The organism is Candidatus Bealeia paramacronuclearis (assembly GCF_035607555.1).
In the GTDB taxonomy this organism is placed as follows: Bacteria; Pseudomonadota; Alphaproteobacteria; order UBA9655; family UBA9655; genus Bealeia; species Bealeia paramacronuclearis.
In genome coordinates this window covers 96,914-111,692 of the sequence record NZ_JAVHWZ010000003.1, presented here as the reverse complement: position 1 = coordinate 111,692, position 14,779 = coordinate 96,914, and the positions used below count along the sequence as shown (strand labels likewise).

Sequence of the window (14,779 nt, the reverse complement as noted above, 5' to 3'; positions counted from 1 at the left end):
GCAATGGTCTTAATCTACTCTGCAAGAATTTTTATGGCCAACGGGTTTCAAGATCTTTTTAGGATTATTAAAATGAAATTGTCTTTTTAGTATAAACTCTGGTAAATCATTATCAGGATTTTTTGGAGTTTAAAAAATAATGTTGCGCTTTTTGGGCTGGCTTTTCACATTGATTATTATGGGCGCCGTGGCGGCAGGCGCTATTATTTTTTGCGCGCTTTATTATTATGGAAATGGCCTTCCCGATTACGAGCAACTTGCCCAATATGAACCCCCCGTTGTCAGTCGCCTTTATGCAACCGATGGACGGCTTTTTGCCGAATATGCAACTCAAAAACGCGTGTTTGTTCCCATTACATCTATCCCCGATCGGGTGATTAAAACATTTTTAGCCGCCGAAGATAAAAATTTCTACGAACACAATGGTCTTGATTTTACAGGAATCATCCGCGCAGCTGTTATTAATCTTGTGAATATCGGCTCAAACAAACGGCCCATGGGCGCCTCCACAATCACACAGCAGGTGGCTAAAAACCTTCTCCTTTCAAGTATCTCAACTCACGCCTCTTACGAACGCAAAATCAAAGAGGCAATCTTGGCGTTCCGCATTGAAAAGGCGCTCTCTAAAGACCGAATTCTTGAGATTTATTTAAATGAGATTTTCTTAGGAAATAGCTCCTATGGGGTTGCGGCAGCCGCTCTTAATTATTTCAACAAATCTTTAGAGGAGCTAACGCCCGCAGAAGCCGCATTTTTGGCAGGACTTCCCAAGGCCCCCAGCAGATATAGCCCCAAAACGAATTATGCAGCAGCAAAGGCAAGGCGAGATTGGGTCATTTCGCGCATGGTTGAAGAAAAAGTCATTACTACTGAAGAAGGGAAAGAGGCTTTAGAAGAGCCCATTACATTACGACAATCGGATCCCGCTCATGTGGTTCATGCCGATTATTTTGCCGAAGAAGTCCGCAGGAATCTTGTGACGCAATATGGTGAGGCGTCTCTTTATGAGGGTGGACTGACCGTTCGGACAACACTGGATCCCAAACTTCAAAAAATAGCGGATCAAGCTTTGCGTCAGGGGTTAATCTCTTATGATCAAAGACACGGATTCCGAGGTCCTGTAGGGCATTTGGATCTTTTGGATACGAATCCTGAAAATTGGATGCCTAAGCTTGCCAGTTTTATTGATCCTGCAGGTATTTCGCCATGGCAAACCGCTCTTGTCCTTGAACTCAAACCAACAGAGGCTTCAATTGGACTGAAGGATGGATCTGTTGGCAAAATACCTCTTGCCAATTTGAAATGGGCCCGCAAACACATTCCCCCCAATCAAGTGGGGCCGGAGATTAAATCTCCCAAAGACGTCCTTCAAATTGGGGACATTATTTTGGTTTCCTTAAGCGGTCAGGCGGGCGACTATAAACTTGAGCAAGTGCCTAAAGTCAGTGGCGCCTTAATCGCTCTTGATCCCCATTCGGGACGGGTTCTTGCAATGTCTGGGGGATTTAGTTTTTCTGAAAGCCAATTTAATCGAGCCACCCAAGCGCTGCGTCAGCCGGGATCGGCGATTAAAACCTTCGTTTATTTGGCCGCCATGGAGCGTGGATTTTCACCCGCCACTATCGTCTCAGATTCTCCCATTGCGATTTCTTTGGGCCGGGGCTTAGGCATGTACACGCCCAAAAATGTCACGGATCATCATTACGGACCTGTACCCTTGCGGATTGGTCTTCAAAAATCTTTGAACATGATGACCATTCGATTGGTTCATGAATATATTGGAATGAAACCCGTTAAAGATATTATTGAGAAATTTGGTGTCATCGATAATGTGCCTATTCAATTGGCTATTGCGTTGGGGGCCGGGGAGACAACGGTTTTAAAGCTTGCCAATGCTTATGCCATTTTGGCCAATGGGGGAAGGCAGGTCAAAGCGTCTCTTATTGATCGTATTCAAGATCGTCATGGAAAAACACTTTACCAGGCTGATCAAAGGCTTTGCCCCAATTGCAAAGATCAAAAATGGATGGGACAAGAGTCTCCCCTTTTGGTGGATACGGGAGAAACTCTTGCGGATCCAAGAAGTATTTACCAAATTACTTCTATGCTTGAGGGTGCTGTTCGAGCAGGATCGGCACAACGCGCCAAGGAGATTGGAAAAATTTTGGCGGTCAAAACCGGAACCACAAATGAGGAGCGTGATGCTTGGTCTGTCGGATATACCCCCAATTTGGTCGCAGCGGTCTTTGTGGGGTTTGACAATCCCCAACCTCTCGGGGACAAGGAAGGTGGTGCACGCGTGGCCCTTCCCATCTTTGTTGATTTTATGAAACATGCCTTGGAAGGCATCCCCAGCATTCCCTTTAAGATGCCTGCGGGTATGAAAATTGTGCGTTTGAATGAAATGACGGGACAGCCAGCGCAACCCGGGGATAAGTCCGTTATTTTTGAAGCCCTTAAAAATCAAAACTTTGAGGAACGGCAAACTTCGCCTGAGGGTACTATCACCTCTGAACCTCTTGAGTTTCAGGAAGAAGCATCTTATAACCATGTTGAATCTTTACGACCATCACTGCCTACGCCTCAGCCGGTTCAACCGGACTTTTCAGGGACAGGCGGCCTTTACTAAACGAGGATAATTGTGCGCGCAGAAATCGAAGCTCAACTCAGCTCCATCGAGGAGGCATTGGTTCTCCTGAGGAGGCATCTTTGACTGGGATCAATCTCTCGATCGTTTAAAAGAACTCGAGCTCAAAACCGAAGATCCCGATTTGTGGAATGATGCTGCTCAAGCTCAATCCATCATGAAGGAAAAAGATCAACTCAAGCGCTCTATTGATCGCATTCAAAAGTTTGATCAAGACACACAAGACGCCAAAGAGTTACTCGGACTGGCGGAAAGTGAAGGCGATGAAGCCACAGTCCTTGAGGCGGAAGCTGACATTGGTCGTCTTGAAAAAGAAATTGCCAGATTACGTCTTGAGAGTCTTCTTTCAGGAGAAGCTGATGCCAATAATTGTTTTGTGGAAATTAATGCCGGTGCCGGCGGTACAGAGGCGCAAGATTGGGCTTTGATGCTCACTCGCATGTATTCCCGTTGGGCGGAATCTCATGGATACAAGGTCGAATGGATTGAAGAAAGTTCTGGGGAAGAAGCGGGTCTCAAATCTGCCACTTTTAGAGTTGAGACGAAAGCCGCAGACCACCCTTATGGATGGCTCAAAGGTGAAAGTGGTGTTCATCGGTTGGTGCGTATTTCTCCTTTTGATTCGAATGCTCGTCGACATACGAGTTTTGCCTCCGTTTGGGTTTATCCTGAAGTCGACGATAATATCGATATCCAAATTGAGGAAAAAGATTTGCGAGTGGATACCTATCGTGCCTCAGGCGCTGGTGGGCAGCACGTTAACAAAACAGACTCTGCCATTCGTATCACCCATATTCCCACAGGGATCGTGGTGCAATGTCAAAATGATCGCTCTCAACACCGCAATCGTGCACAGGCCTATAATATGCTCAAGGCGCGTCTTTATGAGTTCGAACTCCGAAAGCGCGAAGAGGCTACTCAAGCTCTTAATAGTACCAAAACAGAAATTGGTTGGGGTCATCAAATCAGATCTTATGTTTTACAGCCCTACCAAATGGTCAAAGACGTCAGAACCGGTGTTGAAAAAGGAAACGCCAATGGTGTTCTTGAGGGAGACATTGACGATTTTCTGGAAGCTACCTTGGCGCAAAAGCTAGTGTCTTAATGCGGGCTGCTACTAATCTCTCAGAAACCCCGTTTACAAATTTTTCATCAGGTTTAAAATCATCCAATAATTAAATGCACGAGGATATTTCCGTGACTACAAAAATGAACATGACCATGAAATGGACATTGTGGTGTATTGCCTCACTCTTTTATGCCTACCAATACATTCTTCGCGTAATGCCGAATATCATGATTGGCGATATTATGACACAATACCAAATTGACTCCGCCGTATTCGGTCAATTTTCGGGTGTCTATTATATTGGTTATTCTCTCATGCATTTGCCGTTGGGGCTCCTTTTGGATCGCTATGGTCCTAAGAATATTTTGCCTCTTTTCATGGGATTCACCGTTTTAGGAACTCTGCCTTTGGTCCTTTCAGATTTTTGGCTTTATCCTATTGTCGGAAGATTCTTAGTGGGCATGGGATCGTCCGCGGCCATTTTGGGTGTGTTTAAAATTATTCGCATGACGTTTCCTGAAAATCGCTTTACACGCATGCTGAGTTTTTCGGTTATGATTGGATTGATTGGCGCACTTTATGGTGGACGTCCTGTGAATGATCTTAAGATGCTTTATGGATTCCATGATGTCATTTGGGGAGTTTTAATCATTGGAATTGCGCTTATTGGAATTACATATTTTATGTTTCCACCCCACACCCATGCTGAAAAAGAAGAAACAGCTTTTGAAGAAATCCGCACTGTCATGACCACAAAAAAAGCACTTTTGGTGTGCTTTTTAGCAGGGCTCATGGTGGGTCCACTTGAAGGATTTGCCGATGTGTGGGGAGCTCAATTTCTCAAAAAAGTCTATCAATTTGACGACAAAACAGCCTCAGGATTGCCTTCACTTATTTTTGTGGGGATGTGCTTTGGGGCTCCTGTATTGAGCTATTTTGCAGAAAAAACAAACGACTATGGCGTTATTATTTTAAGCGCTGTGGTGATGGCCATTTCCTTTTTATTGCTTCTTTCAGGGATTATGAATCAAACAACACTTTCCATTATGTTTGTGGTTGTAGGCGTTTTGTGTGCTTATCAAATTATTGCTATTTACAAAGCCTCAACCTATGTGCCCGAGAAAAATATTGGATTAATGACAGCCACAGCCAATATGATCATTATGATTTTTGGATACGTCTTTCATGGCATTATTGGCCAAATTATTCGCTATGTGGAAGGGGGCGGTGCTGATATTTCAACCTATAGTGCAAGTTCGTTCCTCTGGGGGATTTCCGTCATTCCTTTGGCTCTTGTGATTAGCTCACTTGGTTTTATGATGCTTCTCATTAGCGAAAAGAAATCTGAAATTCTTGGGAGTAAGGTAAGGGCTTAGATGCCTGTGATTGAGACACAAAAGAAATAGTAGACGAAAATCGAAAGATTTATTATGATCCTGCGTTTAATTAGGGATTTTATAGCTCGTCCTATCTTGTCCTGAGGTCTGTCACTCTAACCACTGTTGCGCTTAACTGACGAGAAGATTAAGGGCAAATATTTTTAAGGAATTCCATTTACATGGCAAAAGAACAAACTGCTTTTTCAGCAGAAATTGAAAACTTCGAATCCCTTCTGAACGAATCATTTGAGAAAAATTCAGCCCTTGAAGGCGCCGTTATCACCGGAACAATCATCACCGTCGATAAAGACATGGTCTTGATTGACGTTGGGCTCAAATCTGAAGGTCGCGTTCCTCTTTCTGAGTTCGCAATTGGCGGAAAACCAGCCGAGATTAAAGTTGGTGATAAAGTTGATGTTTATCTCGAACGTATGGAAGATAAAAACGGCGAAGCTGTTTTGAGTCGTGAAAAAGCCCGTCGCGAAGAGTCTTGGAAGATTCTCGAAGTGTCTTGTAACAAAGCTGAACCTGTCCAAGGTGTTATGTTTGGTCGCGTCAAAGGTGGTTTCACCGTTGATCTTAAAGGTGCCATCGCCTTCTTGCCTGGTAGCCAAGTGGATATCCGCCCTGTGCGTGATGTGAACCCACTTATGGGCATTGAGCAGCCTTTCATGATTTTGAAAATGGACAAGAGCCGTGGCAATATCGTCGTCTCCCGTCGTGCGATTCTTGAAGAGTCTCGCGCAGAGGCCCGTTCTGAACTAGTCTCCACATTATCCGAAGGTCAAATTTTGGATGGCGTTGTGAAGAACATCACAGACTACGGTGCGTTCATTGATTTGGGCGGCGTTGATGGTCTTTTGCACGTAACCGATATCGCATGGCGTCGCATTAATCACCCTTCAGAAGTTCTGTCTGTCGGTCAAAGCATCAAAGTTCAAGTCATCCGTTTCAACCAAGAAACACAACGTATTTCTTTGGGTATGAAGCAGCTGGAGCAAGATCCTTGGGCGGCTATTGAAGCGAAATTCCCTGTGGGCACGAAGTTCATGGGTCGCGTGACGAATATAACAGATTACGGTGCTTTCGTTGAGCTTGAGCCAGGTATTGAAGGTCTTGTTCACCACTCTGAAATGAGCTGGACGAAGAAAAACGTACCCCCTGCGAAAATCCTCTCCTCCAGCCAAGAAGTTGAAGTCATGGTTTTGGATGTGGAATCTGCAAAACGCCGTATTTCTTTGGGTATCAAGCAATGCGTCAGCAATCCTTGGGAAGCTCTTCTTGAGAAGTATGCTGTGGGATCTGAAGCTGAAGGCGAGCTCAAGAACATCACTGAATTTGGTCTTTTCGTGGGGCTGACCGAAGATATCGACGGTATGGTTCACATGTCTGATATTTCCTGGGATCTTCCTGGTGAGGAAGCCGTTACTGCTTACAAGAAGGGCGATACAGTTCGCGTGAAGATTCTTGATATTGATCCTGAGAAAGAACGTATTTCTTTGGGTATCAAGCAACTCACTGGTGATCCTTTTGCAGAAAGCATTGCAAGCTTTAAAAAAGGCGCAATTGTAACTTGCGAAGTCACAGGCGTTCTTGAGTCTGGCCTCGAAGTCAAATTGGCGGGTGGCCTTTCCGGATTTATACGCAAAGCTGAACTCTCCCGTGAACGCTCTGAGCAACGCTCTGATCGTTTTGCTGTGGGTGAGAAAGTGGACGCAAAAGTGACCGCAATTGATCGCAATACGCGGAAAATTAACCTCTCCATTAAATCTCGCGAGATCGATGAAGAGCGCGAAGTCATGGCGGAGTATGGTTCTTCTGATAGCGGTGCGAGCCTTGGCGATATCTTGGGTGCTGCCCTTGATAAAGCGAAAAGCAAGTCATCAAAAGCAGAAGCAGAAACTTCTGAAGAAAAACCAAAGCGCACACGTAAAAAGAAGGAGGAGGAAGCTTAAGCTTTCACTCCAAGATTCTTTTTGGTATAAAGTGAACCGTCCCCTTAGGGACGGTTTTCTTTTGGGGATTTTATGAAACCTTTTTCCACAACTCTTCATTCTTTGCCACATTGGGTGTTGGTGGGGCTGTTGTCGTGTCTTGCAGGTTTGGGTATTTTTTCAACATATATTTATCTTCCCTCTTTACCTGCCATTACAAAAGAGTTCGGATCTCAAGATTTCATGATCAAACTCACAATTGCTGTTGGTTTTTTTGGAGCCGGTTTGGGCCAGCTCATCCTAGGGCCATTTTCAGATTTCTTGGGAAGGCGCAAACTCGTCCTTCTTAGTTTGACCCTTTTTATTGTGGGAAGTTTGGGTGCGGCGTTTTCAACAACGATTCCTTTTTTAATTGTGATGCGATTTATCCAAGGGGCCTCTTCTGGAACATGCCTAGCTGTGGTCCGAGCCGTCGCCCGTGACCTTTTTTCAGGCAAAGATTTCACTAAATTTATGATGACCGTCGTTATGGTGATTTCAGTGTCTCTTGCGGTTGCCCCCATATTGGGGGGCTATCTTCAAACTTATTTTGGATGGCGCTCTACCTTTTATTTTTTAGCGTTCGCCTCCATGCTCATTTTTCTTTTTGTGGTATTGGCGATGTCAGAAACCAATGCATCTCAGCCCACAGAAAAATTAACTCATTTTCAAATTGTTAAGGGTGTTCACAATAATTATGGTATTCTGATTCGCGACTCTTACTTTATTGTCAACTGCTTGACGTTAGGCCTTGTGTTTTCAAGCACCATTTGCATGTCAACAATGTTTCCTTTTATCTATTCTGACTTTGGGTGGTCCATTCAGGCGATTGGCTATGTTTCGGGAACTTTTGCCGTTGGCAATATCTTGGGGAGTTATATCAGCCGCAAGGTGGCCGATTGGGCCCCAGGGCGTCAAATCATCATGGCGGCGCTCATGATTAACTTGTCCATCGTACTTTTGGCGGGAAGTATTATTGTTTTCTTTGAGATGAGCCCTTTCATTCTTTTGTGCTTTGTGGTTGTGATGCTGGTCTTTACCATGTTGATCCAAAGTAACTCCAGTGCCTTGGCGTTAACAGAGCATCCTAAACGTGCAGGTACTGCTGCCTCTTTGTTGGGAGGAATTCACATCGGATCGGGCGCCATTGGGGCCACCCTTGCCGGTGTTGTTCCTGATACGGTTTCGAATTTATTTTTGATCAATTTCATGGTCTTTATTTTTTGCAGCCTTCTCTTTTTCCCATTTGTCTACCTTAAAAGCCGATAAAATTATACATACAAACCAAGGGTTTTTGTATTTTTTAGGCGCGGGCACTAGAAAAATCTGACAACACCCAGTATGTTAATATGTCAATAATAAGGAGTGGATTTGCCTAATGGAGAAAGTTTTACGAATTGATAAGAATGTTGATAAATCCGTAAAAAACCACTCCACGTACTCAGAAGCTTACGCTTGGTTTATTTGGAGTTTTGCAGGCCTTTTTTATTGCTACCAATTTGTATTACGCGTATCTCCCAGTGTCATGACAGATTTTCTGATGCGAGATTTTGCCATTGAAGCGTGCTCCCTTGGAATCTTGAGTGCCTTTTACTATAATTCCTATACAACGCTTCAGGTTCCCATCGGACTGGCCATGGATAAATTTGGTCCAACGCGATTGATGCGCGCAGCAGTTCTTTTGTGCGTAGCAGGAACAGTCATTTTTTCAATTTCAGACTCTCTCTATTTTGCAGCCTTTGGCCGCTTGATTATAGGAATGGGTTCGACGTGTGCATTTTTAGGTTCTGTGAAACTTGCCACCATTTGGTTTAAACCTGAACGTTTAGCCCTTGTTGTCGGATTTACGCTTTTGGCAGGAAAAATTGGCGCCACTTTAGGTCAAGCACCCATGGCTTATTTAACCACAATGATGGGATGGCGGGGTGCGCTTTACATTATTTCAGGAATTGGCGTTTTAATCGCCATTGGAATTTGGATCTTCATTAAAGATGAGCCGCCTTATGGAGTTCAGGGCTTGGATAAAGACCATGATACGTCTTACAGGAAGTTATTTAGTCGCCTTAAGGATATTGCCATTAATTATCGTATTTGGGCCCTGGGAATTTATGGGTCTATGATGTACGTCCCCTTATCAGCGTTTGCAGATCTTTGGGGAACGCCTTATTTGATGAAGCTTTATGATATTAGTCGGGAACAGGCCGGATTTGCCACTAGCATGATTTTTATTGGGGCAGGGATTGGGTCCCCTCTTGTTGCGATAATTTCTGATTATTTTGAAGACCGGAAATGGACCATGATTTGGGGTGCCGTTTTGTCATTGGTTGTGAATGCGATCATCATTATGGTTGCCAATATTCCTTACGCAGCTATGCTTGGTCTTCTTTTGCTGGTGGGTATATTCTTCTCCTCTCAACCTTTGATTTTCTCATCTGTTTGTCAGATCACCCCTCATGCAAGCAATGGAACTGTGGTCAGCTTTGCCAATATGATTGTGATGATCAGCGGTGTCGTGATGCAGCCTCTTTTGGGATACCTCCTCGATTGGATTTGGACAGGCACTAAAGATAATGGCGTGCCACTCTATTCAATTTCGGATTATCGCTTTGCACTGACTTCTATCCTCATTTGTCTTTTAATAGGCCTTGTCATGATGATATTCGTCCCAGAGACCTTTCCCAAGGGGCAGAATAAAGCTTAATCTTTCTTCTTTTCTTTTTGAGTCCCATAAAAGTGATAAGATCCTTTTCCTGCTTTTTTGGCAGTATACATGGCGTCATCTGCGGATTTCATTAAATCTTCAGGGATTTTTCCGCCTTCAGGAAAAATGGAAATCCCAATACTTACGCCATAATTGGCCATGTGTCCGTTGTGAACAATGGAGGTTCCAACAGATTCAAGGACTCTTTTTGCAACTTTTTCAACCGATTCCTTGTTGGAGTAGCCTTGAATGATAATACAAAATTCATCCCCCCCCAGGCGCGCCACAAGATCTCCTTCACGCAATACCTCTTTAAGGCGTGCAGCCACTTGAATCAAAAGATAATCACCAAATTCATGGCCCAATGTATCGTTGACTTTTTTAAAACCATCAAGATCCATAAACAAGAGCGCCAGCGTTGTATTTTCAGTGCGTGCTTTTCGGAATGCGTTTTGAAGCTTATCTTCAAATTCGGCCCTGTTGGGAAGCCCTGTCAAAGGATCGTGATGTGCTAGATAAAGAAGATGTTCTTCTTCTCGTTTGCGTTGAGTGATGTCTTTATGAATTGAGACAGTTCCCTCATCCGGTGTTTTGTATTCATGGATTTCAACCCAAGTTCCATTTGACAGCCTCTGAATCCAAGGTTTTTTTGGTTTCTTATGATACATTCTCCGGGTTTCATACCAATCTTCAGGCGTTTCATTTTTTCTGCGATCGAGCATAAAGGTGCCATTGGCGAGGCCTTCTCTCAGAAAATCCTGATAGGTTGAATTTTGAGGCCCCATTTGAAAAAGCCAAGGGTACATATTTTCAAAAGGGGCATTATGCATCACCAGTTCATCCTTGGGATTAAAAACGGCAAATCCTTCTTCGATGCTTTGAATGGCCGTTTCTAATTGCTTTCGGGCGACAATCACTTCTGTCATCAAACTCTTTTCGCGATCCAAGTTTCTTTTTTTATGAAGACCCGCTGAAATTCTGGCTTTGAGAAGAACCGGATTAAAAGGCGTGGGAAGATAATCATCGGCACCTATTTTAATACAACGCACAATGCTTGAAAGCTCTGAGACAGAGGAAATCATAAGAACGGGAATATGTTTGAATTTCTCATCGCCCTTCATCCTTTCAAGGACTTCATATCCCATCATGCCCGGCATCATAATATCAAGAAGAACCAAATCAACGAATTTTTCGCGAATGGTTTGAAGTCCTTTATACCCATCGTTGGCAACAAGAACGGTAAGGCCTGCCTTTTCCAGGCGCCGGGAAAGCACATCACAATTGTCTTTGTTGTCATCAATGACAAGAACAGTTCCTTCTCCCTCAAACCAGACATCTTCATCGTCTGAAGCATGGAGGTCATACGTATCAATTTTGTATTCTGAGCCGATGAGATTAATAAGAGGGACAAGATCTTCTGCAGAACGGGAAATCCATTCAAAGGCAGAAATGAAATTTTCATGTTTTTTTTCTTCGGATTTTAAATCTTCAACTATCATTTCGGCATAGTTTTTAATCGCATTAATGGGCGTTTTGAGGTCATGTCGAATTTTCGACCAAAACTCCCCTAAATTTGAGTCATAATCTGGTTGTAAGTTAGGGAGATCTTCAAGGTTAGATTTGAGTTTTGTATTGGCGGATTTAATTTTTTCAAGGTCGTCGACAAACTCAGGAAAAGTTTTCGAAAACTCTTCTGAAATATCATTAATGTGATGTGTTAAACCCTCCTGAAGAAGCTCGAGCTTCAAAGGAATGCCATTCTTGATACTTGAATCTTGTAATGTCTCAGCGTTATGTTTCTTCATAAACTCTCATTATTGTCTTTTAAACGGCGATTTTTGCGATTTTTAAAGCAGCTTCAATTTTTCCAAGAAGCCTCTCCAGGTCAATGGGTTTGGTATCATAATCATCACATCCTGCCTCCAAAGCCTTGGCTTTATCGTCCGACATTGCGTGCGCAGTTAATGCAATGACAGGTATGCTCCTTGTCTTGGCGTCACCCTTGATTTTACGTGTGGCTTCCCAACCATCCATAATGGGAAGGCTCATGTCCATCAAAATCAGATCTGGATGAACTTGCCCTGCCAAAGACACACCTTCTTGACCATCAACCGCAATCTCAATTTCAAAACCTTTGCGAATGAGTCGGCGAGAGAGCATGTCTCTGTTCATCTCATTGTCTTCAACCAGCAGAATTTTTGTCAACTTTGGCCTCCCTAGCTTCAAACTAGTTCTTTATATTAGAAACATATTAACATATTGTGAATCGCATGAGAACACCGCTTTTGATAGGATTGCATTATGAATCAGATTTTACCTGACGACATCCAGCCCCTTCCTCTTTTTTTAGAAAATCGGACGATATTTCAAAAAGAAATTTTGGCAGTAAAAAAACAACGCAGACTTCAAGTGGGCCCTTTTATGACAGTTCTTTTTGAAAATAAAAAAACGCTCCTTTGGCAAATTCAAGAAATGGTGCGTATTGAAAAAGGTGGAGCGGAGCAGATTCTAGATGAAATCGAAGCCTATACACCCATGATTCCTCAAATGCGGGAGATTGTAGCCACACTTTTGATTGAAATTGATGACCCAGAACTCCGAAAACATCTTTTAGGGCAATTGGGCCATGTGGATGAAAAAGTGAGTTTGGAAATTGGAGAGGAGTCCATTTTTGCAAAGTCCACGGATGATCATCCCCGCACAACGGAAGAGGGGAAAACATCCGCCGTGCATTTTATCAAATTTTTTCTGACGCCTGATCAGATGAAAAATTTTGAAGACCTTTCGGAAAAAGTCATTCTCAAAGTCGCACATCCCCATTATGACTACGCAGAAGAATTACCAAATACGATGCGCACAGCGTTGATTGAAGATCTAAAAACATCATTAGGAAAGGACCATTCATGAGTCCCACAGGAAAAAATGCACTCATTGCATTTGTCATTATTGCAGGTGTCACAGGGATGGCTGCCCTTGGCATTTTAAAATCCCATGAACCCAAAGTTCAAGCGGGAGCGTCCTGGGAAGGGCCTTCCCAAGATTTGGGAAAGGGGCCCGTTATTGGGGGAGTTTTTCATCTCGTGGATCAAAATGGACATCCCAAAACTGAAAAGGATTTTTTGGGAAAACCTACACTCCTCTATTTTGGATATACGTTTTGTCCCGATATTTGTCCGATGGCTTTGGGAAATCTCACCCAACTTTTGGATGGGGTCGGGGCCGACAAGCTCAACGTAGCTTTTATTACTATTGATCCGGAAAGAGATACGGTTTCTCAACTCAAAACCTATTCAAGCAACTTTCATCCAAGTATTGTTTTGATGACGGGAACTTCCACACAAACCCAAGAGGCTCTCAAGGCTTATCACGTCTATGCTGCAAAAGTAAAAGATCCTGGTATGACAGATTATGTCATGGATCACTCCTCCATCATTTATGTGATGGACGGACAAGGGAAATATGTAAAATCCTTTAACCACAAATCTTCAGCTACAGAGATGAAAGCTGCATTGAAGGATGTGATTAGGTGAATATACATTTCATTTCCTGAGGCAAGGCCTCAATTAAATCTTCCGCGATGAGATAAGGTCCTACAATTTGGGAAGCACTCGCATGGACCCACACGGCCGCTAAAGACGCCTCAAAGGGGAGCAGTTTTTTTGAGAGAAAGGCGCCCAGAATTCCCGCAAGAATATCCCCTGTGCCGGCCGTGGCAAGCCAAGGAGAGGCAAAAGGTTGAATGGCAATTTTTCCGTTTTTTGCAATAAGGGTGTCTGCTCCTTTTAAAATTAAGGTGGCAGAAATTTGAGAAGATGCAGTTTTGGCCATCTCAATCCTTAGTTTTCCTTGAAGGTGAGGAAAAAGCCTCAAAAATTCGCCTTCATGGGGAGTGATTACGACGTTTTCGTGTAATGATTCAAAAAGATCTTCTTTTTGATTTTCAAAAGAACTTAAGGCTCCCCCATCCAGAACTGTGGGTTTGTGCCATTTCAAAATGGTTTTGACGATCTCTTGCGTTTCTAAGGAGGGGGGCATGCCGGGGCCAATCACAACCGATTGAAACCGTCCGCTTTGAAGTGCCATTTCAATATCTTCAGAGGTTTTATAGGATTTTATAATCTCCCCCCAAACACTGCCTTGAAGAAAGGCTTCAATTGTTTTGGGAACCATGAGTGTCACATATCCCGCACCCACTCTTCTTGCTGAAAGTGCAGCCATTTTAGGCGCACCTACCATATGAGAAGATCCGATCACAAGAACATTCCCCCGACTCAATTTATGATCGCGCCAAGTAGGAACTTTTAAAAAACTTTTCCAAAGTTCGGGGGTGTTCAGAAAAATCTGAAGATCTTCTGAATTTGAGTTCGGAATCCCAATATCTTTTGTAATAAGAATCCCGAAAAATTCTTTTCCGGGAAAAAGAAACGCTCCAGGCTTGGGTGCGTCAAAAGTTATTGTGAGTGTAGCTTGAATGGCCTTACCCATAATCTCCCCTGTATCACTATTGACCCCTGAAGGAAGATCCAGAGATACAATGGGCAGTCCCGATGCATTGGCTTTTGCAATGAGTATGTGCCAAGGGTTCTCAAGAGAACGTTTCAAGCCCGTTCCAAAAAGTGCATCGATAATGAGATCTTGATCTTCAAAATCGACTTTGTCCAAAGGCAAAATTCCGTCAACCTGATGTGCCATTTCTTGAGCCAAGGATGATTCCGGCGTTCCAAAAACGCGGACTGGCCATCCGGCTTCTCGAAGATGGCGGGCCACGACAAACCCATCACCGCCGTTTTTTCCTGGGCCAGCAAGGATGACGGTGCGTTTGGTGTCCCATCTTTTCATAATCTCAAGAGAGGCTGCTCTTCCTGCGTTTTCCATGAGAGTACTTAAAGTGAGGCCGTGAGACACTGCATGCGTCTCACGGGCGCGCATTTGGGAGACCGTATAAAGGTGATAAAAATTTTCAGTCATGAGGAATGAAGTCTCATTCATTTTTTGATCACTTTACCCCCA

The 14,779-nt window shown here is 43.6% G+C and carries 11 protein-coding genes; 8 read left to right on the top strand and 3 right to left on the bottom strand.

What is annotated here, in order from left to right:
* The first annotated feature begins 139 nt into the window (after positions 1-139).
* From Bealeia2_RS08780 to Bealeia2_RS08755, 6 genes are all read left to right on the top strand, one after another.
* Complete coding sequence (locus Bealeia2_RS08780; RefSeq protein ID WP_331256667.1) at positions 140-2,629, top strand: penicillin-binding protein 1A; 2,490 nt, start codon at positions 140-142, stop codon at positions 2,627-2,629.
* Positions 2,630-2,641: 12 nt separating this feature from the next.
* Positions 2,642-3,752, top strand: a protein-coding gene (prfB, locus tag Bealeia2_RS08775; protein WP_331256666.1) for a peptide chain release factor 2 whose coding sequence is annotated in 2 segments (ribosomal slippage) — positions 2,642-2,710 and positions 2,712-3,752 — 1,110 coding nt in all. Because the reading frame shifts where the segments join, the coding sequence is not laid out codon by codon here.
* 74 nt (positions 3,753-3,826) lie between these two features.
* Positions 3,827-5,092 carry an MFS transporter gene (locus Bealeia2_RS08770; protein ID WP_331256665.1) on the top strand — a complete coding sequence of 422 codons (1,266 nt, stop codon included), beginning with the start codon at positions 3,827-3,829 and terminating at the stop codon, positions 5,090-5,092.
* A 182-nt stretch (positions 5,093-5,274) separates the two neighbouring features.
* Positions 5,275-7,050 carry a 30S ribosomal protein S1 gene (rpsA, locus tag Bealeia2_RS08765; RefSeq protein WP_331256664.1) on the top strand — a complete coding sequence of 592 codons (1,776 nt, stop codon included), beginning with the start codon at positions 5,275-5,277 and terminating at the stop codon, positions 7,048-7,050.
* Positions 7,051-7,122: 72 nt separating this feature from the next.
* Entirely contained in the window at positions 7,123-8,337 is a 1,215-nt protein-coding gene (locus Bealeia2_RS08760; protein ID WP_331256663.1) for a Bcr/CflA family efflux MFS transporter, read from the top strand.
* Positions 8,338-8,446: 109 nt separating this feature from the next.
* Positions 8,447-9,769 (top strand): MFS transporter, encoded by a 1,323-nt coding sequence (locus Bealeia2_RS08755; RefSeq protein WP_331256662.1) that lies wholly within the window; start codon positions 8,447-8,449, stop codon positions 9,767-9,769.
* Here Bealeia2_RS08755 and Bealeia2_RS08750 read toward each other — a convergent pair.
* Together Bealeia2_RS08750 and Bealeia2_RS08745 are read right to left on the bottom strand one after the other, a co-directional pair.
* The gene (locus tag Bealeia2_RS08750) at positions 9,766-11,574 is read right to left on the bottom strand and encodes a diguanylate cyclase domain-containing protein (RefSeq protein ID WP_331256661.1); all 1,809 of its coding nucleotides are present in this window, start codon (positions 11,572-11,574) and stop codon (positions 9,766-9,768) included. The two genes, Bealeia2_RS08755 and Bealeia2_RS08750, sit on opposite strands and share 4 nt — an antisense overlap.
* A gap of 19 nt (positions 11,575-11,593) precedes the next feature.
* On the bottom strand, positions 11,594-11,974 hold the full coding sequence (locus tag Bealeia2_RS08745) for a response regulator (RefSeq protein ID WP_331256660.1): 381 nt from the start codon (positions 11,972-11,974) through the stop codon (positions 11,594-11,596).
* 96 nt (positions 11,975-12,070) lie between these two features.
* Between Bealeia2_RS08745 and Bealeia2_RS08740 the strand changes: the two genes are divergently transcribed.
* Entirely contained in the window at positions 12,071-12,676 is a 606-nt protein-coding gene (locus tag Bealeia2_RS08740) for a DUF3501 family protein (RefSeq protein WP_331256659.1), read from the top strand.
* Positions 12,673-13,299, top strand: a complete 627-nt coding sequence (locus Bealeia2_RS08735) for an SCO family protein (protein WP_331256658.1) — start codon at positions 12,673-12,675, stop codon at positions 13,297-13,299. Before Bealeia2_RS08740 ends, Bealeia2_RS08735 begins: the two co-directional genes overlap by 4 nt.
* Here Bealeia2_RS08735 and Bealeia2_RS08730 read toward each other — a convergent pair.
* On the bottom strand, positions 13,292-14,758 hold the full coding sequence (locus tag Bealeia2_RS08730; RefSeq protein WP_331256657.1) for an NAD(P)H-hydrate dehydratase: 1,467 nt from the start codon (positions 14,756-14,758) through the stop codon (positions 13,292-13,294). The genes Bealeia2_RS08735 and Bealeia2_RS08730 overlap by 8 nt on opposite strands.
* Positions 14,759-14,779: the final 21 nt, after the last annotated feature.